The sequence below is a fragment of the Enterococcus avium ATCC 14025 genome (assembly GCF_000406965.1).
GTDB classification, from domain to species: domain Bacteria; phylum Bacillota; class Bacilli; order Lactobacillales; family Enterococcaceae; genus Enterococcus_A; species Enterococcus_A avium.
Map to the genome: position 1 here is coordinate 473,724 of NZ_KE136363.1, position 22,960 is coordinate 496,683.

Genomic DNA, 22,960 nt, shown 5'->3' on the forward strand with positions numbered 1-22,960 from the left:
TCAAAAACGGAGACAAAAAGATCGGCTCGCTCAAAAAGTAGTATAATAATGATTGGAAATTATTCAGGAAATAATAGTTCTGATTAAACGAGAGAATGCCTAAGATTTGGCACAAGGAATGATGTTTAATAACTGTAACTGAATAATTTGAAAAAGAAAGAAGGAGAAAAATGAAATCAATTGATGAATTAAAACAAATTCAGCGTACAACCCAAGAAAAAACTTATTCTTATCTGAATTCTCACCATTATAATTGGTTTAAAGCAATAGATTTGAATTTATTGAATAGCGATGGCTTCACCAATTATTTTTTACGAATCAAACAAAATGAACCAGAAATTTTTGAGGAATTACAGGAAAAAGTACTGAATGCGACAATTACGAGCTTTAAACAAAATTTGTCTGATTCGGATAGTTTTGTTCTGGTGACCGCCTCCTGGGCAAATGGTTTTGTTCCTGAAAATGCTGAAGCAGCGATGCAGGACCTTGATCGTTATTTGAAACAATACACTATTCAAAAAGACCCCTTGATTGGAATCAATCAAATGAATGCAGATCTAAACCAAGTCTTGATGCAGCATCTTCCAAAAGTTCGGCGACAGGATCTGCGCTTGATTTATCGGCTGCTTTTATTAAAAGAAGCTTCGGAAAAAGACGTTCAGACTGAACTTTCGTCATTAAATGATCCTACTAAAATAAGAACTACGGCCGCTCTAAAACTTTTTCGAAGCTTCTAAAGTAAAAAGAAACGACATATGATGGTCGTTTCTTTTTTTCTTACTTTTCTGCCGAAGCTATCATCACATGCCACTGTTTTAGCTCATAGCGATAAAGTCCGCTTTGAATGACTGGGTCCGCGTCTGAAATGGCTTGCGCCTCTGCTAAATTTTCAGCTTCAAACACTACCATGGCTCCATCGATTATCTCCGTTGCCATATCGCCAAATACTCCAGCAGTTAGATAACGTCCCTTCGATAGTTGTTTTAAATAAGCTGCAGAATCTATCGCTACCTTTTCAATGACCGCGTCCTCACTATTTTTGAAGTCAATCCGAACAAATAACATCTTTCCCGATTTCATTTCATTATCCCCTTTCTATAATAAATAGTTATTTTCTTTATTGGCTGCCTGCAATCGGTGGAGCTCGTATGTAGCATAACCGTTAACAATTAAGGGTTCTTTTTGACAGATTGCTTCGGCTTCTTCATAGCTGTTTGCCTTCAGAATAAACATTCCAGCCATTCCTGGGTAACCCTTAAACGCTCCAGCTAGTTCGATTGTGCCTTCTTCATCAAGTTTTCTTAAGTTTTCGATATGCTCAGTAACTCCTGCCTTATTTAAACGGCGATATTCTTTGGTTTTCTTAATCAACATGACATATAGCCATTCCTCCATTAGTTCTCCTCCTTGTTATATTGCTGAGCAATTTTCAATGCTCGTTTTTTAACTTCTTCTCGCGCTTTTAATGGTTCAAGTATCTCTACATAAGGTCCGAATGAAAGTAAACGATGATACGTCCATTCGTTCAGTGGATACCTAACCGTCACTAAATAGCTATCATCCGAACATCGCTTCACTTCATCTTCATGAAACTCATCAAATAAACGATAAGCCATTTCTGGTAAAAATCGAAGCTTGAAAAATACGTATTCAGTATTGCAGTCAGAATGAGCTAAAGAAAAATCTTCAGGTAGTGTTCGGTCAAAATTTTGTTCTAAAACATGTATCCTTTTCATCCGGGACAATCGAAAAATTCGTATATCCTGTTTATCGTGACAATAGCCAATAATATACCAAGCATGGGACTTAAAGCTTAAACGAAGCGGTTCCACTTTTCTTTCAGATCGTTGCAAATCAGAATTGAAATAATCGAAGGCTAGAATATATTTTTGAGTAATCGCTCGACGTAATTCAGAGATCGTGATTTTCTCGTCCTCACTGCTTCCCCAATAACTAAAATCAATTTCTAGCCAGTCATCAGCTGGCGCCTGATTAAAAAGTGCACCGATTTTCGTTAGCACTTGATCCGCCTCAGGGTAATTTGATGCTTGCAAAATCTGTAGACCTTGATAAATCTGGAATTGTTCCTCGGTCGTCAAAAACGATTCATTTAAGCTGTATCCATCCATCAATGAAATACCGCCTCCTGCGCCCTTTTTCGAAATAATAGGAATGTCAGACAAGCTCAGAGTTGTAATATCACGATAAATCGTTCGCCTAGAGACACCAAAGTAATCCGCCAATTCTTTTGCAGTAACTTGTTTTCGATTAACGATGTAAAAAATCATTCGTACTAATCGTTCAATCTGCATAATGCTCCTTCCTTTCGCTTAAAACTATACTAATACTAATGAGACAATAAGCTGTCATATTAAAAATAAAAAAACAGAAAAAACACTTTCAATCATGTTTTTTCTGTTTTATTTCAATCGAATAATCTCGCGCTCAATCAGTGCAAGGGAAAGTTTTAAGGCTTTAACTCGTTCCTTTGACAGCGTAATTTGGGCTTTCACATTTTTACCTGCAGTTTGCTTTTCCTCTAATGAAATGATTGCCTGCTCAATTTTATGCAGTGTTGAAGCTAGCGACTTCTTCGCAGCCAAATAATCGGCCAATTCATAATCTTCCAAGTGCATTCGCCTCCTTAGTTCAATTATAGCAAAAAAAATCTCCTCTCAAGAAAAGAGGAGACAAATTTCTAGATATATTAACGGATGCCTAGTGCAATTCGCGCGTAACGACTCATTTTATCCGTTGTCCACGCTGGGTACCAAACAAGTTTTACTTCTACATTGGTAACTTCAGGAATCTCAGCCAATGCTGATTGGATATTGTCAGTCAGGATATCTGCTAACGGACAGCCCATAGTGGTCAAAGTCATCTTGATGACAGTATTCCCAGTCTGTTCGAAATCTACTTCATAGATTAAGCCAAGGTTAACGATATCGATACCTAACTCAGGGTCAATCACTGACTCTAAAGCAGTCAAAATAGTTTCTTTAATTTCAGCTATTTCTGCATCGGTCCATTTTTGTGTGTTCTCTTCCACCTGCTCCACTCCTTTCGAGTTTCAAGAAGTATTTTACTCTATCTTGATGCTTTTGTAAATGAGAATTGAAGCCTGTTCATTCTCATTTAAGAATTGTTACTTACTATTTTGTGACTTCTTCAATTGAAGTTGTTCATCTTGTGTTAAGAAAGTCCCGACAACCGAATCTGTAGCTACGATATTAGTGAAGGACTGAGGGTCAACATCTGCAACTACCTGCTTCAATGCATATAATTCATAACGGGTAAAAACAATCATAATCATTTCTCGTTCACTAGAACTGAACCCTCCACGTGCTTGAATGACAGTCATTCCTCGTAGAAGTTCAGTATTTAAAGCCGCCCGCATGTCAGCGCTTTTACTTGTTGTAATAAAAGCAGTCATTTTTTGGTGACTAGTATGAACATAATCGACAACCGTACTCATAGTAAAAATCGTAATGATCGTATATAAGGCGCTTTCCCAGGTGAAAAAGAAGCCTGCAACAACCACGATGACACCATTTAAAAGCATCATATAATTTCCGACAGTTCGGCCAGTCGTTTTTGATAAAAGCAATGAAACGATATCCAGTCCGCCTGTTGTAAAACCAAATTTTAACGATAATCCAGCGCCGATTCCCAACAATACACCACCAGTGATCGCATTCATCAATACATTATCCGTGACTTGACCAGTAGGAACAATCGTCGTAAAGAACGACATCGCAATCACATTGGCGAAACTTAAAATCATTGCTGACTTTCCTAATTTAATAAACCCTAAAATGAATACTGGAACATTTAGAAGAAAGATTAAAATCCCAGTATCAATGGATAAACCAACATTTGAGAGCAAATGCTCTACGATTTGGGCAATCCCAGTCATACCCGCAGAAAAAACATTTGCTGGAATTAAGAAATAATTTAGTCCAACAGCACCGGTCAGACCTGTAAATAATATGACAAGGATTTTTTTTGTTAAATCCTTTGATGTATAATTAATAACCTTCTGCATCCATGATTCCCCTTTCATTTAAAACCTCTAATAGAATAACAGGTTCTCTCATCAATAATCAATCTTTTTCCATAATAGATTGGAGAATAATTATGGCTTTCTTAGCAATTTTTGATAAACTATAAGAAATGGATTGGAATGTCCAAATGTAGGATACACGGCATTCGAATCCTTAGGAAAAATAAGCAGCTAAAGCAAACAAGGAGGATGTCTATGGCTAAAGATGCAAGCTTTGATATTGTTTCGGAACTGAATAAAGAGGAAGTCAAAAACGGTGTGCAAATTGCGCTAAAAGAATTAAAGAATCGCTTTGATTTTAAAGGTAGTCTCTTTGACATTAAGCTAGAAGGAAATCAGTTAGTCATAAAGGCTGAAGACGAATACAAAGTGGAGCAAGTCAAGGACGTACTTTTCAGCAAACTAATTAAACGCGGTGTTCCTTTGAAGAACATTCAGTTTTCTGCTTCAGAACACGCGTTAGGCGGAAATGCTCGCCAAGCAGCAGAATTAGTAAATGGAATCGATAGAGAAAGTGCTAAAAAAATCACGACAGCGATCAAAAACAGCAAAATCAAAGTAAAAGCACAAATACAAGAAGACCGACTGCGAGTGACTGGAAAAAGCCGTGATGATCTGCAACAGGTCATTGCATTAGTAAAAGATATCGAACTACCGATTGACGTACAATTCATTAATTACCGTTAAAAACGGTTGTGACAGATGGGGGCAGCTTCACGAAATTTCGACTTATTTTTCAAAGAAACTATTTCTGGAACATACCTCAACATACCGCTTATTCAGAAAAAGGAGCTGTGACAAGTCTTTTGTCACAGCTCCTTTGCCTTATTTGAAGCTAATTGCTGGTTGTTAGGGAATTGTTTGGTATTTCGTTTGCGATATTTTTATCAATGATCAAGATTGAAGAGAATAAATTTATCGCTAGAATATTTATTCCCTTTCTTGCCAAAATTCGCGTGACGCATGTTCTACCTCTGTTGCTCCGTATACTATTTTTCGATCTGACCAGCTAACTGGCAACAGCTTTTGATAGTGTGGATTGGTATAACGCTGATCGAGTAACAAAATGATTCCTTGATCTTCCATTGTTCGAATCACACGACCAGCAGCTTGAATAACCTTGTTCATACCTGGTAACTGGTACGCATAGCTAAATCCTTGATTGCGTTTCTCATCGTAGTATTCTTTGATCAATTCTTGTTCATGGTTGACTTGTGGCAGTCCTACACCGACTACCACGGTTCCAATCAAACGTTCGCCAACTAAGTCAATTCCCTCTGAAAAAATCCCGCCTAACACGCAAAATCCAATCAGCGTTCTCTCAGGCTGATCGACAAATGCGGCCAAAAAATCCTCTCTTTCCGCCTCATTCAACTTTGAACCCTGAATCTGAATCGCATATTCTGGATAAACGTCGTGGAAATAATCTGCCACCTGGTCTAAGTATTGAAAGGATGGAAAGAAAACAAGATAGTTGCCTGTTTTTGTTTTTACCAATCGTTCTATAGACGCGGCAATTTTGGGAATACTTTGAGTGCGCATTTGATAGGTCGTTTGGATACTGGCATCTACCAAGACTAAACGATTTTCATTTGGAAAAGGACTTGGCAAACGATAGGTTAAACTATCCTCACCTCCGCCTAAAACCTCTTGATAATAATCTAGAGGTGAAAAACTAGCAGAAAATAAGATACTGCTACCGACCTTCTCCATTGTTTGCTCTAAAAACCAAGAAGGATCAATACAATACTCTTTTACAATCAAATCATAGCTCTTATGTTCAACGGTTGTTTGATAGTGATCGTCGTAGAATTCGCTCATCCGCGTGAAACGGATAATTTCAAAATAGACTGGCAGCATTTTCTGCTGCGCTGGATGATCGGGGTTTTCTGCCAGCCATTCCTTGATCTGTTCTTGTAATTTAAACAAACTATTGATCAAACTTTCAGGAGCAGCCTGCTGATGGTGATAGGCCTTGCCCTCTAGCGATTGATGGATTAGTTCAAACTCATTATCAACTCTGGTAAATGCTCTGTTCAATTTTTTAAAGGATTTATCTAAGTCTTTTTGCATCTGCGCGATATTTTCCCTAGAAATACTAGCCGAGTACATTTCTTTTGAACGATTGACTAGATTATGAGCTTCATCAACTAACACTAAATTTGTTTTATTCTCTTCTTCAAAGAAACGGCGCAAATAAACCGTTGGATCGAATAGATAATTATAATCACCAATGACCAAGTCACAAAAACGACTAATATCTAATGACAATTCAAAAGGACACAGCTCATGCTTTCGGGCGTATTTTTCAATGACTGGACGTGTATATTGATCATCATTGTTTAACATATCCCAAAGGCCGTCGTTGACCCGATCATAATATCCCTTCGCGAAGGGGCAATGCTCTGGTGTACAGTTGCGTTCTGTTAAAAAACAAATCTTGTCCTTGGCCGTCAATGTGACGCTTTTTACACGAGCGTCTTTTTTCGTGATTTTCGTGACTGTTTCTTCTGCTACCTGACGGGTAATAGTTTTAGCGGTTAGATAAAAAATCCGCTCGCCTAATTCTTCACCCATCGCCTTGAATGTCGGGAAAAGAGTTGACATGGTTTTGCCAGTTCCCGTCGGTGCTTCCACATACAGTTTTTGCTGGGCATGAATCGTTTTATAGACAGCCGCGGCCAACTCTCTTTGACCTGCTCGATAGGTATCGAATGGAAATGCTAGTGACTTTAACGAGTTATTACGTGTTTCTCGCCATTGCATTTGAAAAACTAGCCAGTTCTCATATCGCTCAATCAAGTCATTGAAAAAATCTGTCAGTTCTTCAAAGCTGAAGGTCCGAAGCTGACGCGTGATCTTTTCTTCCGTTGTTTGAAAATAGGTCAAACGCGTACCGATTTCCGTTAATTCTTCTTGCTCACTATAAATATAGGCATAAACCATCGCTTGATAGAAATAGAGATCGATAATTCCCGTCTCAAGCTCTTCAAAGGGGGTTTCCGAAGTTTTAATTTCATCAATAATTATTTTATCATCTTCTAAATAGATACCATCTGCTCGTCCTTCGATTTGAACGGCAGTTTCAGCAATCTCAAGTGGCTTTTTCAACCAAACCTCTTTTTGGTAGCCTTCGCCCGCTTCTTTTTGCAATTGACGATGAATTCGGGCGCCTTCTTGAGGTGTATGATTACTGTTTTTTCCTTCATCAATACTACCGCGACGCAAGATAAATTCAACGAGTTCGCGAATCGCTATTTTTTTGACTACCATACACTTACCTCATTCTTCGTTTCTATTCAATGATTCTCAAAATCATTTTGCTGTTTCACCATAGAAGATTTTCAATCACTCGTCAAGTTTTATTGATACTTCTTTTTTATCAATCGCTTTATATGGATAGAAATGAATATTGGAAGCTCTTGATTTAAATCCATACTCGTCACTCTCATTAAAATGATTCACAAAAAACCTGATTGAAATGTCAAAATCGGTCAGAGGAGCCGCAATTTTTTTACTTTTAAGGTATAATGAAGAAGGAATTCGTGATTCTAAGTTTATTGACACTCATTTTGAGTCAGCAATAGTGAATCGAATCAAGAAATATACTTTTAGTTTTCAGGGGGAAAATAAAAATAATGATTCAAATCGAAGGTTTTGTTACTGGAATCGCGCAAGAAAATTGCTACTTGATTCATAACGAACACAATTTATTGATCGTTGATCCTGGCTCAGAGGGGGATCGCTTGATTCAAGAAGTCAAACGCATTGGAAAAACTCCGCAAGCTATTCTTTTGACGCATACGCATTATGACCATATTGGTGCGGTTGAACAGCTGCGAAATAACTATGAGATACCAGTATATGTGAGTCCACTGGAACAACAATGGCTAGGCGATCCAATCTTAAATCTTTCTGGACTTGGGCGCCATGATAATATGCCCGACCTGATCGTTCAACCAGCGGAATACGAATTTGAAATGAAGGAGTATACAATTGGCGATATGACTTTTCAGGTTGTACCGACACCAGGACATTCGATTGGCAGCGTTAGCTTCATTTTTGATGATTTCGTGGTAGTTGGTGACGCGCTGTTCAAGGGAAGCATCGGACGCACGGATCTTTATACCGGCGATATGCAGCAATTGCTCTACAGTATCAAAACATATCTCTTCACTCTTCCGCGGGAATTGCCAGCTTATCCAGGGCATGGGCCTGCAACGACGATCGGTCATGAGATCGATACGAATCCTTTCTTTAACTAATCAACTTTTTGGAGGTTTTAAATATGGCAGAAACAAATCTTTATATTGTTCGACATGGTAAAACAATGTTCAATACGTTGGCTCGAGTGCAGGGCTGGTGTGACACTCCCCTTACTCAGAGCGGGCGTGACGGCATTCACTATGTTGGTTTGGGCTTGCAAGACACGAAGTTTGAAGAAGCTTATTCCAGCGATTCGGGTCGAGCAATCGAAACCATGCGCATTCTTTTGAGCGAACATCCTGACGGAAAAGATATTCCTTATCACGTTGATCCCCGTATTCGGGAATGGTGCTTTGGTTCTTTAGAAGGTGGTTTTGATGCAGAGATGTGGGGTGTTTTACCACGAGTATTGAACTTCAAGACTGAAGATGAGCTTTTTGCAACTGAAGTAACTTTTGAGGAAATCGCCAATGCCGTTTTCGCTGCTGATACAGCAAACTGGGCAGAGCCTTATGAAAAGCTGCGTGATCGTGTATGGCAAGGTTTTGAAGATATTGCTCAACATCGGGAAAAGCAAGGTGGCGGAAATGTCCTCATCGTTTCTCATGGGTTGACGATTGCTTTCTTATTAAGCTTAATCGATTCAAAGCAGCCGGTTCGTGCAAACCTGCTTAACGGCAGTATCAATCGTTTGCGTTACGAGAATGGAGAATTCTCCATCCGCGCAATCAATGATATCAGTTATATGGAACGCGGAAAAACCATCTCAGATCAAATTGACGAATAGAAATTGGAACTGTCGATATCTTATCGGCAGTTTTTTTCTTATAAAAAGCTTAGCCTTTTTTCGATGGTCTTTTTAAAGGTGAAACGGTATACTAATGATTGTTATTAATTTGAAAGGACGTAAACTATGCTTATTGCCAATATTTTTAAAGCAATTATTCTTGGGATCGTCGAAGGGATTACCGAATGGTTGCCAATTTCTTCCACGGGTCATTTGATTTTAGCAGATGAGTTCATCAAGATGAATATGAGCGCTGCTTTTACTGAAATGTTCAATGTTGTAATTCAGTTAGGCGCTATTTTAGCTGTGGTGGTTTTATATTTCAATAAACTCAACCCCTTCTCATCTAGTAAATCGCATCAGGAAAGAAATGATACTTGGACATTATGGTTCAAAGTAATTATCGCCTGTTTGCCTGCTGCGGTGATTGGATTGCCGCTAGATGATTTTTTAGAGGCCCATTTTCACAAATTCTTACCAGTAGCGATCATGCTGATCGTTTATGGGATCGCCTTTATTGTTGTTGAAAGACACAATAAAACAAAAACACCTAAATGTACCAATTTAAATGATTTTACCTATAAAGCTGCATTGATTGTTGGAGCCTTTCAGCTGCTATCCTTGATTCCCGGAACTTCACGTTCTGGAGCAACGATTTTAGGGGCTATCATTATCGGAAGCTCACGCTTTGTAGCAACGGAATTTTCTTTCTTCTTAGGTATTCCAGTAATGTTTGGTGCTAGTGGATTAAAAATCGTCAAATTCTTGTTGAATGGAAATAGCTTTGGTATTTCAGAAATCGTTGTTTTATTAGTCGGTATGGTGACTGCCTTTGTTGTTTCGATCATTGCTATCAAATTCTTGTTGGATTATATTAAACGAAATGATTTTACCGTTTTTGGCTGGTATCGAATCGTTCTAGGAATCATCTTGATCGGCTATTGGCTGATTGCTATGTAGTATCTAAAATGAATACAAAAAAAGTTCCAGGCTTGAAACATTGAGCTTGGAACTTTTTTTGATTTATTAATTAAACATCGTATTTAATGTGAAATCATTTGCCTATTTCTATTTGCATAGTGATTTCTCAACAAGGTTAATAATACTAATTATAAATTGGAAACAAAAAGAAAATTTTCTTCACATCGTTGATATGATAGCTTTCACTAGCTTAATTACTAATGATAGTCATTCTCAAATCTAATTGATAATTACTTTCGTTCTCAATTAGCGGATTTTATTATCATTTATCTAGGCTGCTGTGTTACTATAATGGTGAGGATAGCTAGTGAATTAATTTCACAGCTTACAAATACGAAAGGAGGAAAAGTGATGAGTAAAAAAGAACGAAATGCTTTTCTCTCTACCCTTTTCTGTTTAGTTTTTTTTAATTATTGGAAAAATGCTGATTGCGCTTTCCCAATCAATCTATCCGCTCTTTTTTGTCTTGGCGATCATTAGCGGTGGTTGGAAACAGACCTATGAAGGACTCAGTGAATTAATTCATGAACGTACGTTGAATGTCGATTTATTAATGGCGTTAGCAGCAATCGGTGCCTGTTTAATTGGAAACTGGTTTGAAGGAGCGATGCTGACCTTTATCTTCTGTTTAAGCGGTGCTTTGGAGGAATACGCTACTAACAAAAGTACTAAGGAAATCACAGCTTTGATGAATGTAGCTCCAAATGAGGCGATAAAAATCGTCGATGAAAAACACATTACGATTCCTGTCGAAGAATTAGCCATTGGTGATTTTGTTTTCGTACCAAAGGGCCAAGCAATCCCGATAGACGGTCGCATGCTATCTTCTTCTTCAATTGACGAGTCAGCAATTTCGGGAGAATCTGTTCCCGTAGAAAAATCCGTAAATGATGATGCCTTCAGCGGAACGATTAATCTAGGTCAGGCTTTTACATTAGAAGTGACCAAAACCAGCGATGATACCTTGTTTGCCCAGATTCTGAAATTAGTTGAAAACGCTCAAAATGAACAAAGTGCTACTGCAACGTTCATTGAAAAAATTGAGAACGTTTATGTGAAGATCGTTCTGATCGCAGTTCCTTTAATGATTCTATTGACTCACTTTGCGCTTGGTTGGAGTTTTACAGAAAGCTTCTATCGCGGAATGGTGCTGTTAGTGGTTGCTTCACCTTGTGCTTTGGTAGCCTCTGCTACTCCGGCGACACTTGCAGCGATCTCCAATGGTGCAAAAAAAGGCATCCTGTTCAAATCCGGAAAAACCCTTGAAAAATTAGCTGAATTGCGAGCAATCTCCTTTGATAAGACGGGAACATTGACCCAAGGAAAACCAAGAGTAACAGATTACAAAACATTTTCTGATGAACCTGTCATCCCACAATTATTTTACTCGATGGAACGACAATCTACTCATCCATTAGCCGTTGCAATTACCAATTTCTTTAAGGATGAAAAAACGCTGGAACTACAGGTGGAAGAAAAGGCCGGTTTCGGGTTACAAACTACCTATCGCGGCGAGACCTGGCAATTAGGAAAACCAATGAAGAATCAGCAGCATCCCCTCGTTGAACAATGGCACAACGAAGGTAAAACAGTCGTTGTTCTTAGTAAAAATGAAGAAATCGTTGCGCTTCTGGCCTTGATGGATTTGCCTAAACCATTTACCTCTGAAGTAATCTCCTACTTTCAGGAACAAGCAGTCGAAACAGTAATGCTTACTGGTGATAATCTTGGAGCAGCGAAATATGTCGCTCAACAGTTAGGCTTAAATGATTATCACGGCGGCTGTCTCCCTGCTGATAAAACCGAGCTTGTAAAGCAGCAGCAAAAAGAATATACCATCAATGCGATGGTTGGCGATGGGATTAATGATGCCCCTGCTCTCGCCACTGCTAGTATAGGAATTGCCATGGGAGAAGGAACAGATGTGGCAATGGAAGTTTCTGACATGGTTTTAATGAAAAATGATTTGACTAAACTGATGTACAGTCATCGTTTAGCGAAGAAAATGAGACGAATCGTTCGGCAGAATATTATCTTCTCTTTATGTGTAATCGTCTTGTTAATTGCTAGTAATTTTCTTCAATTTCTCACCCTTCCTTTAGGAGTCGTGGGACATGAAGGAAGCACCATTTTAGTGATTCTAAATGGACTACGAATGCTGATGCCATTAAAGGAACCTGTCAGCTTGGATGAAACAAGATGCAGCTCTTGCCCGCTTTATAAGGCAGAACATTAGAAAGAAGCAGAATCGATTCCGATTCTGCTTCTTTTGAGCCCTGCACTTTGTAAATCATGACCAGAAACTAACATAAAACAATTTCCTTTATTTTCTGTTAAGGAAAAAAACTTGTCACGATTTTATTGCATTAAAAAGCGGCTTTATGTATAATGAGTAATGTTGAATTGTACGGTATTAACCGTATAAGACTGAATTCGGAGGTGAAATCCATGCCAAACATTGAATCTGCAATCAAACGTGTCCGCACTAGCGAAGCTGCTAACGCTAAAAACTCATCACAAATGAGCGCAATGCGTACTACTGTTAAGAAATTCGAAGAAGCTGTTGCTGCTGGCGCTGAAAATATGAACGACCTTTACAAAGAAGCTGCTAAAGCAATCGATATGGCTGAATCAAAAGGTTTGATCCACAAAAACAAAGCAAACCGTGATAAAGCACGTCTTGCTAAAAAATTAGCTAAATAATAAAAACCGATCGTTTGATCGGTTTTTTTATTTGTTCTTATAAAGATGAGGTTGTGACAGAAGTGGTCAGCTTCAAGAAATAAGAAGGAATTTCCGAAAATTGTTTCTCAAATTTTTGTGAAATTTCGGCTTATTTCCGAATGCTAGTTCTGCTTAGTGAAACTTAGCAGTAACTGTATGCGGAGCTTGCGTAGAAGAAGCTACTTCTGGAACACCGTTTATTCGGAAAAAGGAGCTATGACAAGTCTTTTGTCACAGCTCCATGCTTTATTTATTCGTTAGTTCTTCATAACTTTTCACGCGTTCTTCCATATCTTCAACTGTTTGATTCAACATCTCTGCTACTAACGTTTCATCTTTCTTTATGTTATGCAAAGCAGAGAAGCGAGTCTGACCTTCTAAGAATTCATTCATCTTGCTGAAGTCCGTTTTCTTGAAGTCGATGCGCATTGGATCTTTCCCTTTTTGTGCACGAATAGGGTCATAGCGATAAAGCGGCCAATAGCCTGATTCCACGGCTTTTTTAGATTCTTCGATTGATTTACTCATACCACCGCGGATACCGTGATTGATACAGGGTGTGTATCCGATAACCAATGAAGGTCCGGGATAAGCCTCCGCCTCTTGAATTGCTTTTAAAGCCTGTGTTGGATTGGCCTCGATCGCGATTTGCGCGACATAAACATCGCGATAAGTCATTGCAATCATCCCAAGATCCTTTTTCTTTGTCTTCTTACCGCCGGCAGCGAATTTTGCAATAGCTGCTGATGGTGTTGCTTTCGACATTTGACCACCGGTATTGGCATAAACTTCATTATCCATTACCAAAATGTTCACATCTTCGCCAGAAGCAAGAACATGGTCGATTCCGCTAAAGCCGATATCGTATGCCCAACCGTCTCCGCCAATGATCCATTGACTAGGTTTAGCAAACATTTCTCTGTCAGCTAAAATAGACTGCAACTCAGGATCTGTTTCTTCACTTAATACTGCGCCTAATTTAGCAGCACGTTGCTGACTTCCTTCGCCTTCTAACATATGATCCAGCCAGTCCTGCAGCTGTGCTTTTGTATCTTCAGAACCAAGACCTTTTGCTAAGGCTGAGGTAATTTTATTTGCTACTCGATTTCGTTTAGTTTCATTCGCCATATGCATTCCTAAGCCATATTCAGCATTGTCTTCAAATAGCGAGTTACTCCAAGCCGGACCGCGGCCGTCTTGATTAACTGTATATGGTGTCGCTGGTGCTGAACCGCCCCAGATAGAAGAACAGCCAGTCGTATTTGCGACCATCATCCGATCTCCGAACAACTGAGTCAATAGCTTCACATATGGTGTTTCACCACAGCCTGCGCACGCTCCCGAAAACTCAAGCAACGGCTGTTCGAATTGAGAACCCTTAACCGAGAATTTCTTCGCTGGATTCTCTTTTTGACGCAGAGTCATTGCGAATGCCCAATTCATCGCTTGTTCTTTTTGTTCCTCATATGATCTCATCACTAAAGCCTTTTCTTTAGCAGGACAAATTTCTACGCAAAGGCCGCAACCAGTACAGTCCTCCAAAGAAACTTGGATACGGTATTTTAAGCCGTCTTTTCCGCGCATATCACGGGTAATGAAGCCTTCAGGAGCTGCTGCCATTTCCTCATCATCAGCAAGAAATGGACGAATTGCCGCATGCGGACAGATAAAGGCGCATTCATTACACATTGTACATGCTTCAGGAATCCATTCAGGAACTTCCAAAGCAATTCCGCGTTTTTCATAAGCCGCTGTACCAGATGGCATTACGCCGCCTAGCATGCCGTTTTCGATCAGGTCATTGACAGAAAGCTGATTTCCTTCCTGACGATTGACTGGTTCAAGAATATTGCGGATGTAGGCAGGTTTGGTTTGATCACCGCCGCTAAATAGCGCCTTGCCTTCAACTTCAGCCCATTCATCTGGAATCTCGATCTTCTTCAATTCAGCGACAGTCGCATCAATCGCCTGCCAATTTCGTTCAACGATCGTCCTAGATTTCTTCCCATAGGCTGCATCTACTTCTGCCTTAAGCAGTGGCAAATAGGTCTCGTGATCCATGATATCCGTCAGCTCGAAGAAAGCTGTTGACATCACTTGATTGATCCGTCCGCCTAAGCCCGTTTTTTGAGCGATATCCATCGCGTTGATAATATAGAAATTAATTTTGTGGTCAGCTAAATAGCGTTTGAGGCGATTTGGCAATAATTGCTTGACCTTCTCTTCATCCCAAACAGTATTCAGCAAGAAGGTGCCGCCATCTTTTAAGCCCTTTAATAAATCATATTGATGGATATAAGCGCTATTGTGACAGCCGACAAAATCAGCCGCTTCTACATTGTAAGTCGAAAGGATAGGTTCTTTCCCGAAACGTAAATGAGAATTCGTCAATCCGCCTGACTTCTTCGAATCGTAAGAGAAATAGGCTTGTGCATAATAATCGGTATTGTTCCCGATAATCTTGATTGCTTGCTTATTCGCTCCAACAGTACCATCTGATCCAAGTCCCCAGAATTTCGCTTGGAAGGTGGATTTTGGTGTTAAATCTAGCACTTCGCTCATTGGCAAGGATAGATTTGTTACATCATCAATGATTCCGATGGTAAATCGTTGCTTCAGCTCAGCAGCTGGGAATAGCAAATGATTGAAAACAGCGACGATTTGATCGGGTGTCACATCTTTAGAAGCAATTCCGTAACGACCGCCGATAACGATTGGTCGATTGGTATGACGATAAAGAACACTTTGTACATCCAGCAATAAAGGTTCGCCGTCTGATCCAGGTTCTTTCGTCCGATCTAGAACCGCTACTTTTTCAACCGTTTCTGGTAATTTCTCTAATAAGTTTTCTGCTGGGAATGGACGATATAAATGAATATCCAAAAAGCCAACTTTACGACCGTTAGCATTCAAATAATCAACCGTTTGCTGAATCGTTGGTGAAGCCGATCCCATCGCGATGATCACTTCTGTTGCTTCAGGATCACCGTAATAATTCGTCAGATCATAATTCGTACCACGCAGATTGTTGATCTTGTTCATATACTTTTGCACAATCGCAGGCATTTCATCATAATAGCGATTGACCGTTTCTCTTTGTTGGAAATGAATATCGGGATTTTGAGCTGTACCCGAGACATTTGGACGATTAGGGTTCATTCCTAATCTTCTAAAATTAGCTAAAGCTTCCCAGTTCATCATCGCCTTCAAATCATCGTAGTCAATGACTTCGATTTTTTGGAGCTCATGACTTGTTCTAAATCCATCAAAAAAGTTCATGAAGGGCAGTCTGCCTTCGATACTTGCTAAGTGTGCCACTGCAGATAGATCCATAACTTCTTGGACACTGCCTTCAGCCAGCATACAAAAGCCCGTTTGACGAGCCGCCATTACATCACTGTGATCACCGAAGATACTTAATGCATTGGTAGATACTGCCCGCGCCGCTACATGGAAAACGGTCGGTAATAACTCACCAGCGATTTTAAACATGTTTGGAATCATCAACAGCAAACCTTGCGAAGCTGTATAAGTCGTGGTTAGAACTCCTGTTTTCAAGGAACCATGGACCGTTCCAGCAGCACCGGCTTCTGATTGCATTTCTACTACTTTAACTGTCTCATTGAAAATATTCTTGCGACCCTGTTCTGCCCACTCATCAACGACTTCCGCCATCGTTGAACTAGGAGTGATCGGATAGATTCCTGCAACTTCAGTAAATGCGTAGGATATATGCGCCGCTGCTGTATTTCCATCCATTGTTTTCATAGTTTTCATCATTTGCACCTCGCTTAAACCAATTGCTCCTGCTTTGTCTTTTGAATGTATTGATCAATCTCATTTGCTGCGATTTTTCCAGCACCCATTGCTAAGATAACAGTGGCTGCTCCTGTCACAATATCTCCTCCAGCGAAAACACCTGGGATCGAGGTTGCACAGGTTTCTTCATCAGCATCGATGTATCCCCATTTATTCAGTGAAAGCTCAGGGAACGTATCTAATAAAACCTTATTCGCCCCTTGTCCGATTGCTTCGATAGCAGTATCTGCTTCAATAATGAATTCACTGCCTGGAATGACGATCGGTCGCCGACGGCCAGATTCATCTGGTTCGCCTAACTCCATTTGAACACATTTGACGGCTTGTAATCGTCCATTGCCATCATCTATGTATTCGATTGGATTGCTTAACCAATGGTATTCAATTCCTTCTTCGACTGAATGGTGATACTCTTCCTCACGAGCTGGTAATTCTTCTAACGAGCGTCGATAAACAATGGATACTTTATCTGCACCTAAACGTTTTGCTGACCGTGCTGCATCCATCGCAACATTTCCGCCACCGATAACAACGACATTTTTTGATTTTTGAACAGGGGTATCGTATTCAGGAAATTGATAGCCATGCATCAAATTTACTCGAGTTAAGTATTCACTAGATGAGTAGACTCCGTTTAACGAGGTCCCTTTGATGCCTTGGAATCTTGGAGCGCCGGCTCCAACAGATAGATAACAGGCATCGAACTCATCAATGATCTCGTCCATAGTAATCGTTTTTCCTACGACGACGTTTGTTTCAATTTTTACCCCTTGTGCGACAATTCGCTCGATTTCCTGCTTAACGATTCGTTTTGGCAGCCGGAATTCTGGAATTCCGTATGTCAAAACTCCACCTGGAGCATGTAGCGCTTCATAGACAGTTACATCGTAGCCTAATTTCGCTAAATCACCAGCAGTAGTAAGTCCGGAAGGTCCTGAGCCAATCACTGCCACACGGCCCTTATCACTATTGATTTCTTTGTATTCTAATGGTTGCTCCAAGGCCCAATCTGCAACTAAACGTTCTAGCTTCCCGATGGCCACGGGCTCAAACTTCTTCGAGCGCCCTAATCGACAAACCATTTCACATTGTTTTTCCTGTGGGCAAACGCGCCCGCAGATCGCAGGTAAATTCGTATACCGACCTAGAATTTCGTAAGCCAGCGGCATATTTCCTTCTTCGATTGCTTTGATAAAACCAGGAATATCGATCATTACAGGACATCCCGTAATACAGGGAGCATTTTTACATTGCAAACAACGACTCGCCTCAAGTTGTCCTTCTTCCAAGGTATAGCCCAATGCCACTTCATCAAAGTTTTGATTGCGAATCTCAGGGGCTTGCTCCTTCATTGGCGTTTTTGTATAACTGCGTTTAGCCATTTGAACTCACCTGCTTTTCATATCTTTCGTTAGCCAGTAATTCTTCTGGACGATATTGCTGCATTCGATTGACAAACTCATCCCAATCAACTTCTTCGCCTAAAAATTCCGGCCCGTCAACACAGGCGAATTTAATCGAATTATCAACGGTTACACGACAACCGCCGCACATACCCGTTCCATCAATCATAATTGGATTTAATGAAACATAGATCGGCACCTCGTATTTTTTTGCCGTAAGCGTACAAAACTTCATCATAATACTTGGACCAATCGCCCAGGCCATCGAAATTTTTTCACGTTTGAAAACTTCTTCCATGGCATCCGTAACTAGCCCTTTTTGTCCAACTGAACCATCATCCGTCATCAGAATCAACTCGTCGGAATACTTTCCGCAATCTTCTTGAAGAATCAATAAATCCTTGTTTTTCGCTCCAAGAACTGTAATTACCCGATTGCCGGCTTCCTTTAGCCCTTTTACGATCGGGAATAATGCTGCTATCCCAACACCGCCTCCTACTAAGAGAACGGTACCATAATTCTCAATATCTGTCGCTTTTCCTAAGGGCCCTACAATATCCGTTAAAGCTTCACCAGCCATAACAGTCGCGAGCTGGGCTGTCGATTTGCCGATCACTTGAAAGATTAAGCGTACCCAACCCGCTTCTTTGTCCGTATCAACGACAGTCAGCGGAATACGCTCACCATTTTCGTCGATTCGCAAGATCACAAACTGCCCTGGTTGCGCTTTACTGGCAATTCGTGGTGCATCAACTAAAATTTCAAACTCAGTTGGTGCCAGTTCCTTGCGTTCTAATACTTTAAACAAATCCTCACTCCGTTCTTTCAATGTGATTCCTTATTCCGCTGCTTCAATCAGCGTTTTAACGAAAGCCTTCAATACTTCTTCATCATCATCGTCTGCTTCATTTTCGATTTTCACAGTTTCTGCTGCTTTTTTTGCCCCAGTTTTAGCAAAGGCTTCATCGAATGCAATCGCTGCATGACAGAAATAATCTGGATATAATTCGCTGTCTCCGCTTCCTACAACACCATAAACTTTTCCTGATAGATCTTCCTCTTGTAGTTCTTCGTGGAAGTCTTCCAAATCAAACGGGATCTCGCCATCTCCATCAGTATAGGTAGCTAGGACACAGATATCCGCATCTTCATAAAAATCTGCTTCCGCATCATCAGCGTCAACGCGTTCAACGTCAATACCGTTCGCTTCGAAAGCATCCTCCAGAATTTCAGAGATTCCTTCTGTGTTTCCTGTGTTAGTTGCATAAACGATCTTTGCTAGTGTCATTTTGTTCATCCTTCCTTCTTATCTGATTTTGGATAAATAAAGCCAATAAGATTTGGCTATTATTCCTTAAATAATGAAAGCCCTTTTTTGCATTTTGGAAAGAAACTTCAAAATAAATATTAGAAGTTTGCCACTTTAATCATAACTCAAAACCGTGAATTAATGAACATCTCATTGGGATTTTTATTCGTTATTTTTTTAATAAAACCTGTTTTTCGCTGGTTTTTTGAGTTCTCAAGACTCTAATTGAGAAAGCTTTTCATTTAGCGGTATATTTTTATTATCGACTGCTAAAAATACGCAAAAACCAGCCTGTCAAAATTGACCTGCTGGTTTAATAAATTGGATAATTATAGAATCCAATTGAGAAAAAATTCTAATTTTTGATGCGTTCTGTTGATTTTAAAATAAACAACTGAAAACTCAATTCTTTCTCAGCTTGTCCCGTTTTTACCTCATAATCATTTTCCACCAATTCATCGTACATAGACACGAGTAAATCCAAAGGAAATTTGGCTACCTGCTGCATCGCCAGCTTCACACGATAAGGATGTACACCTAAGGTCTCAGCGATATTGGCCTGCTGATAACCGATTTTTTGCAAAATTTTTGTTTGTAAGAGCAAGCGGATCTGACCAATCAAGATGGCGGTCAATTTGATAGTCTCCTCCCCCTGAAGATGGAGCTCTTCGTAGGTTTGATAGGCTTTTGCTGTATCCCCTTTTAAAATCTGTTCAGTCAGTTCAAAAATATTGTGTTCCAACGTTTTAGGTACCAAATCTTGGACCAATTGAAGGGTGATTGTTCCGCCTTCGCCTGCAAGCAATAGCAGCTTTTCAATTTCGTTCATCGCCTTTGAAAGATCAAAATCAGTTAAGCGCAAGAATAAATCAAAGGCTTCCTTTGAAATCTTTACTTGTTCATTACTAATGTAACGCTGTAAAAAATTGCGCAAATCTCTTTCTTGTAATGGTGCTGCATCAATCACCGTGGTCTTTTTCAAGGCCTTCGTGATTTTTTTGCGGGCATCCAGCTTGGGGTAGGTTGCCCAAAAAACAACGATCGAAGTATCCAGTGGCTGTTTTAAATAATCTACTAAACTATCAGTATCTTGCTCGGGAACATTGCTTTTCTTCTCACCAGTTAAAAAATAAGGCTTCTCGACAAAAATCAAACGATAATCACCAAAAAAAGGTAAAGTTTCAGCCTCGTCAATCACTGCTCCTAAGCCATTTTCTTCCATATCAAAAGACATGAAGTTCAATTCCTCTAAATCATCCTTCTTCATTCGATCTAAAAACGCCTGACGTATTTCCTGAATCAAATAATCTTCCGTCCCGGTTACAAGATAGACCGGTTTCAATGACGCATTTCTGATTTGCTGAAGGGCTTCTTGTGTATTCATGTCATTACTCCTAATTCAAACTATTGTTCTTCATATGACCTTATCGATAAACGAAAGACCTGACTATTTATGCTACCACGATTATTCCAGAAAATCTATTAGGAGTTTGATTTCTCCCCATTTTGTAATAGCGGACCAGTGATAATAAATCATCCCTTGTTGATCTGTTCGAAAAACGCGAATTTTCTGCTTGTTTAATTTTGTTAGGGTCTCTTGAGTCGGATGACCGTAACGGTTCTTTTTACCAGCAGAAATGATCGCGTATTTCGGCCGGACTTTTTCTAACAACTCTTTTCCAGTTGACGTATTGCTGCCATGATGACCAACCTTTAGAAAGTCTGTTTTCAGCTGCGGATAATTTCGAATCAGCGTTTCTTCTCCTGTGGTTTCTAAATCGCCAGTCAATAAGAAACGTTGATGATTTATTGTAAAATAAGTGACCAGTGAATCATCGTTTTCACCTGTGCTCTTTTCAGGTGAAAGTATCTGTACCTTAAGCTTATTACCGACTGTATCTCCCTTTTTCACTAAATGGATCTTAGTGCCCTTGATTGATTGAATAAGCGTCTTCAGCTCTACTTGAGAACCCTTTGCTAAGTAGAGATTTTTTACCTTAACGTTATCTATCACGTTCACCAATTCTCCCATATGATCGGCATCATTATGAGTAATTAATAAATGATCAATTTTTGTACAACCTAAAGATTTCAAAAACGGCAGCAGATTGTAATCCGAAAGGTGCTTTTGTTGACGCCTCTGCCACTTCTTTTGCCTGAATTTTAAGCGGCCCCCTGTATCAATCAAAAAGGTCTCCTGCTTGAAGGGCAGCTTGATAAAGATACTATCTCCCTGACCCACATCCACAAAAGCGACCATACCCTTTGCTGAAAAAGAGACAGAAGCTATTAGCAAGAAGGCAATCCCCAATAACCAATATGTTTTTCGCTGATATTTCAAACGATCAATTAATAAAAGAACAATCAGAATGAGAAATAAGAGGATCGTAAACGTTGGACGACCTATCGTTAGATTTGGAAAAGCTGCTAACGCTAATACTTTTTCAAGTAATCGAAAGAACTGCTCTAGTAAAAAACTTAAAAATTGCGGGATTGGCAAAAAGCAGCCCAAAAAGAGAACGATACACCCTGGTAAGATCAACCATTCGAAAAGAGGAAACAGTAGGATCGTAAATAACCCGCCGATAATTGTCCATTCACTAAAGCTATAGATCATAATCGGCAAGGCAAAAGCAGAAAATAAAACTAGCTGTTGCCATTTTTTTAGTCGCAAATCATTAAGATAGGACAGTATCAACGCAAAATATAAGCTTAGCTGTGCACCAACTGACCAAAATACTAATGGAAAACAAAGGATTAGTAAAAATAGCATAATACTCCACTGATCAAGTTTTGAAAGCTGGATTTCGAGGGTCAAACAAGCAAAAGCAATGAGAAAACTCACAACTGCCCGAATTGTACTAAAACCGCTACCAGTCAAAATGATCAATAGAAGTCCAACTGCACTCAACAAAAGAAGCCGCGTCTCTCTGACCAGCCCAGCTCTCTTCAGAAGTAAATGAACCCCGCCTAAGTAAAACTGGATATGCATCCCTGATAGCGTAAACAAATGCAAGAGTCCTGTTGTCTTGTAGGCAGAGGTATAATCAGCAAATTGAGCATCTTTATAGCCAATTATCAGTGCTTTGATATAACTAGCCAATCGCGTAGAATAACGCCGGTCAATCCTCCAAATCAAGCGTTGCCGCACATCACTGATTGAAAATCGCTGTATTTTTACAGGCTTTATTGCCTTTGCTTGCAAAACTTGAGTAAACCCAAGGCTTTGATAGTATTTTTTTGCATCAAATCCATTTAGATTTCTGGCATTGTCAAAATCTTCGGTATCGCCATTGACTATAGCCATATTAGGCAACGCTTTTCCTTGCCAAATCGCCTTCTCTGCTGGAGACTTCAAGGTATTATAAACGAAATATTTTTTCCCTTGTATTTTTCCTGTCAACTTTAGGAAATTCCCATCAACCTTTATCGAATCCGTTTGAATTTTCAAATACCCATTTGTTATCCTCTGAGGCTCATTCTCTATTTTATTTACATAATAATACGTTCGTAAACTAAGAAAAAAACTGCACAAAAAGACCATCAGCCATAGCCAACGATTTTTCATGCAGATCATTCGAATAATTAAACTACTTAATAGCAACAACAGCAATAAATGAAACTGATAAAACAAACTCGCCACTAAAATAGCGCTCAGAATCGGTAAG

19 protein-coding genes and 1 pseudogene are annotated in these 22,960 nt (G+C 39.7%); 7 read left to right on the forward strand and 13 right to left on the reverse strand.

The window, feature by feature from the left end; genetic code table 11:
- The first annotated feature begins 170 nt into the window (after positions 1–170).
- The gene (locus tag OMU_RS12525) at positions 171–737 is read left to right on the forward strand and encodes a hypothetical protein (protein WP_016180278.1); all 567 of its coding nucleotides are present in this window, start codon (positions 171–173) and stop codon (positions 735–737) included.
- A gap of 40 nt (positions 738–777) precedes the next feature.
- Here the strand turns inward: OMU_RS12525 and OMU_RS12530 are convergent, their stop codons facing one another.
- From OMU_RS12530 to OMU_RS12555, 6 genes are all read right to left on the reverse strand, one after another.
- Complete coding sequence (locus OMU_RS12530; protein ID WP_016180279.1) at positions 778–1,080, reverse strand: YciI family protein; 303 nt, start codon at positions 1,078–1,080, stop codon at positions 778–780.
- Positions 1,081–1,095: 15 nt separating this feature from the next.
- Positions 1,096–1,395 (reverse strand): YciI family protein, encoded by a 300-nt coding sequence (locus OMU_RS12535; RefSeq protein WP_016180280.1) that lies wholly within the window; start codon positions 1,393–1,395, stop codon positions 1,096–1,098.
- Entirely contained in the window at positions 1,395–2,312 is a 918-nt protein-coding gene (locus OMU_RS12540) for a helix-turn-helix transcriptional regulator (RefSeq protein ID WP_016180281.1), read from the reverse strand. Before OMU_RS12540 ends, OMU_RS12535 begins: the two co-directional genes overlap by 1 nt.
- A 108-nt stretch (positions 2,313–2,420) precedes the next feature.
- Positions 2,421–2,636, reverse strand: coding sequence for a hypothetical protein (locus OMU_RS12545; protein WP_016180282.1), 216 nt, complete (start codon positions 2,634–2,636; stop codon positions 2,421–2,423).
- A 71-nt stretch (positions 2,637–2,707) separates the two neighbouring features.
- Entirely contained in the window at positions 2,708–3,049 is a 342-nt protein-coding gene (locus tag OMU_RS12550; RefSeq protein WP_016180283.1) for a metal-sulfur cluster assembly factor, read from the reverse strand.
- Between the two features lie 96 nt (positions 3,050–3,145).
- Positions 3,146–4,045, reverse strand: coding sequence for a YitT family protein (locus tag OMU_RS12555; protein ID WP_048721417.1), 900 nt, complete (start codon positions 4,043–4,045; stop codon positions 3,146–3,148).
- A 213-nt stretch (positions 4,046–4,258) separates the two neighbouring features.
- On the opposite strand from OMU_RS12555, the gene OMU_RS12560 reads away from it, so the two are divergent.
- On the forward strand, positions 4,259–4,750 hold the full coding sequence (locus OMU_RS12560) for a YajQ family cyclic di-GMP-binding protein (RefSeq protein ID WP_016180285.1): 492 nt from the start codon (positions 4,259–4,261) through the stop codon (positions 4,748–4,750).
- A 243-nt stretch (positions 4,751–4,993) separates the two neighbouring features.
- Here OMU_RS12560 and OMU_RS12565 read toward each other — a convergent pair whose 3' ends face one another.
- Complete coding sequence (locus tag OMU_RS12565) at positions 4,994–7,336, reverse strand: helicase C-terminal domain-containing protein (protein WP_016180286.1); 2,343 nt, start codon at positions 7,334–7,336, stop codon at positions 4,994–4,996.
- 365 nt (positions 7,337–7,701) lie between these two features.
- Here OMU_RS12565 and OMU_RS12570 point away from each other — a divergent pair, with 365 nt between their 5' ends.
- The 5 genes and pseudogenes from OMU_RS12570 to rpsT all read left to right on the forward strand — a co-directional run bounded on the left by OMU_RS12570 (position 7,702) and on the right by rpsT (position 12,740).
- Positions 7,702–8,328 carry an MBL fold metallo-hydrolase gene (locus OMU_RS12570; RefSeq protein WP_016180287.1) on the forward strand — a complete coding sequence of 209 codons (627 nt, stop codon included), beginning with the start codon at positions 7,702–7,704 and terminating at the stop codon, positions 8,326–8,328.
- Between the two features lie 23 nt (positions 8,329–8,351).
- Positions 8,352–9,056, forward strand: a complete 705-nt coding sequence (locus tag OMU_RS12575; protein WP_016180288.1) for a histidine phosphatase family protein — start codon at positions 8,352–8,354, stop codon at positions 9,054–9,056.
- Positions 9,057–9,182: 126 nt separating this feature from the next.
- A complete protein-coding gene (locus OMU_RS12580; protein WP_016180289.1) occupies positions 9,183–10,016 on the forward strand; it encodes an undecaprenyl-diphosphate phosphatase in 834 nt (277 codons plus the stop codon).
- Positions 10,017–10,388: 372 nt separating this feature from the next.
- Positions 10,389–12,273: pseudogene (locus tag OMU_RS12585) on the forward strand (heavy metal translocating P-type ATPase).
- A gap of 212 nt (positions 12,274–12,485) precedes the next feature.
- Entirely contained in the window at positions 12,486–12,740 is a 255-nt protein-coding gene (gene rpsT, locus OMU_RS12590) for a 30S ribosomal protein S20 (RefSeq protein ID WP_016180291.1), read from the forward strand.
- Between the two features lie 267 nt (positions 12,741–13,007).
- On the opposite strand, the gene nifJ is transcribed toward rpsT, so the two are convergent.
- From nifJ to OMU_RS12620, 6 genes are all read right to left on the reverse strand, one after another.
- Complete coding sequence (nifJ, locus tag OMU_RS12595) at positions 13,008–16,541, reverse strand: pyruvate:ferredoxin (flavodoxin) oxidoreductase (RefSeq protein ID WP_016180292.1); 3,534 nt, start codon at positions 16,539–16,541, stop codon at positions 13,008–13,010.
- Positions 16,542–16,552: 11 nt separating this feature from the next.
- The gene (gene gltA, locus OMU_RS12600) at positions 16,553–17,962 is read right to left on the reverse strand and encodes an NADPH-dependent glutamate synthase (RefSeq protein ID WP_016180293.1); all 1,410 of its coding nucleotides are present in this window, start codon (positions 17,960–17,962) and stop codon (positions 16,553–16,555) included.
- Complete coding sequence (locus OMU_RS12605) at positions 17,955–18,791, reverse strand: sulfide/dihydroorotate dehydrogenase-like FAD/NAD-binding protein (protein ID WP_034877130.1); 837 nt, start codon at positions 18,789–18,791, stop codon at positions 17,955–17,957. Before OMU_RS12605 ends, gltA begins: the two co-directional genes overlap by 8 nt.
- Positions 18,792–18,821: 30 nt before the next feature.
- The gene (locus OMU_RS12610) at positions 18,822–19,271 is read right to left on the reverse strand and encodes a flavodoxin (RefSeq protein ID WP_016180295.1); all 450 of its coding nucleotides are present in this window, start codon (positions 19,269–19,271) and stop codon (positions 18,822–18,824) included.
- A gap of 376 nt (positions 19,272–19,647) precedes the next feature.
- Entirely contained in the window at positions 19,648–20,676 is a 1,029-nt protein-coding gene (gene holA / locus OMU_RS12615; protein WP_016180296.1) for a DNA polymerase III subunit delta, read from the reverse strand.
- An 81-nt stretch (positions 20,677–20,757) separates the two neighbouring features.
- Positions 20,758–22,935, reverse strand: coding sequence for a DNA internalization-related competence protein ComEC/Rec2 (locus OMU_RS12620; RefSeq protein WP_016180297.1), 2,178 nt, complete (start codon positions 22,933–22,935; stop codon positions 20,758–20,760).
- Positions 22,936–22,960 lie beyond the last annotated feature (25 nt).

Bases quoted from the DNA above. Each gene is read 5' to 3' on its own strand.
- OMU_RS12525 (WP_016180278.1), top strand. From the start codon at position 171: ATGAAATCAATTGATGAATTAAAACAAATTCAGCGTACAACCCAAGAA.
- OMU_RS12530 (WP_016180279.1), bottom strand. From the start codon at position 1,080: ATGAAATCGGGAAAGATGTTATTTGTTCGGATTGACTTCAAAAATAGT.
- OMU_RS12535 (WP_016180280.1), bottom strand. From the start codon at position 1,395: ATGGAGGAATGGCTATATGTCATGTTGATTAAGAAAACCAAAGAATAT.
- OMU_RS12540 (WP_016180281.1), bottom strand. From the start codon at position 2,312: ATGCAGATTGAACGATTAGTACGAATGATTTTTTACATCGTTAATCGA.
- OMU_RS12545 (WP_016180282.1), bottom strand. From the start codon at position 2,636: ATGCACTTGGAAGATTATGAATTGGCCGATTATTTGGCTGCGAAGAAG.
- OMU_RS12555 (WP_048721417.1), bottom strand. From the start codon at position 4,045: ATGCAGAAGGTTATTAATTATACATCAAAGGATTTAACAAAAAAAATC.
- OMU_RS12560 (WP_016180285.1), top strand. From the start codon at position 4,259: ATGGCTAAAGATGCAAGCTTTGATATTGTTTCGGAACTGAATAAAGAG.
- OMU_RS12565 (WP_016180286.1), bottom strand. From the start codon at position 7,336: ATGGTAGTCAAAAAAATAGCGATTCGCGAACTCGTTGAATTTATCTTG.
- OMU_RS12570 (WP_016180287.1), top strand. From the start codon at position 7,702: ATGATTCAAATCGAAGGTTTTGTTACTGGAATCGCGCAAGAAAATTGC.
- OMU_RS12575 (WP_016180288.1), top strand. From the start codon at position 8,352: ATGGCAGAAACAAATCTTTATATTGTTCGACATGGTAAAACAATGTTC.
- OMU_RS12580 (WP_016180289.1), top strand. From the start codon at position 9,183: ATGCTTATTGCCAATATTTTTAAAGCAATTATTCTTGGGATCGTCGAA.
- rpsT (WP_016180291.1), top strand. From the start codon at position 12,486: ATGCCAAACATTGAATCTGCAATCAAACGTGTCCGCACTAGCGAAGCT.
- nifJ (WP_016180292.1), bottom strand. From the start codon at position 16,541: ATGATGAAAACTATGAAAACAATGGATGGAAATACAGCAGCGGCGCAT.
- gltA (WP_016180293.1), bottom strand. From the start codon at position 17,962: ATGGCTAAACGCAGTTATACAAAAACGCCAATGAAGGAGCAAGCCCCT.
- OMU_RS12610 (WP_016180295.1), bottom strand. From the start codon at position 19,271: ATGACACTAGCAAAGATCGTTTATGCAACTAACACAGGAAACACAGAA.
- holA (WP_016180296.1), bottom strand. From the start codon at position 20,676: ATGAATACACAAGAAGCCCTTCAGCAAATCAGAAATGCGTCATTGAAA.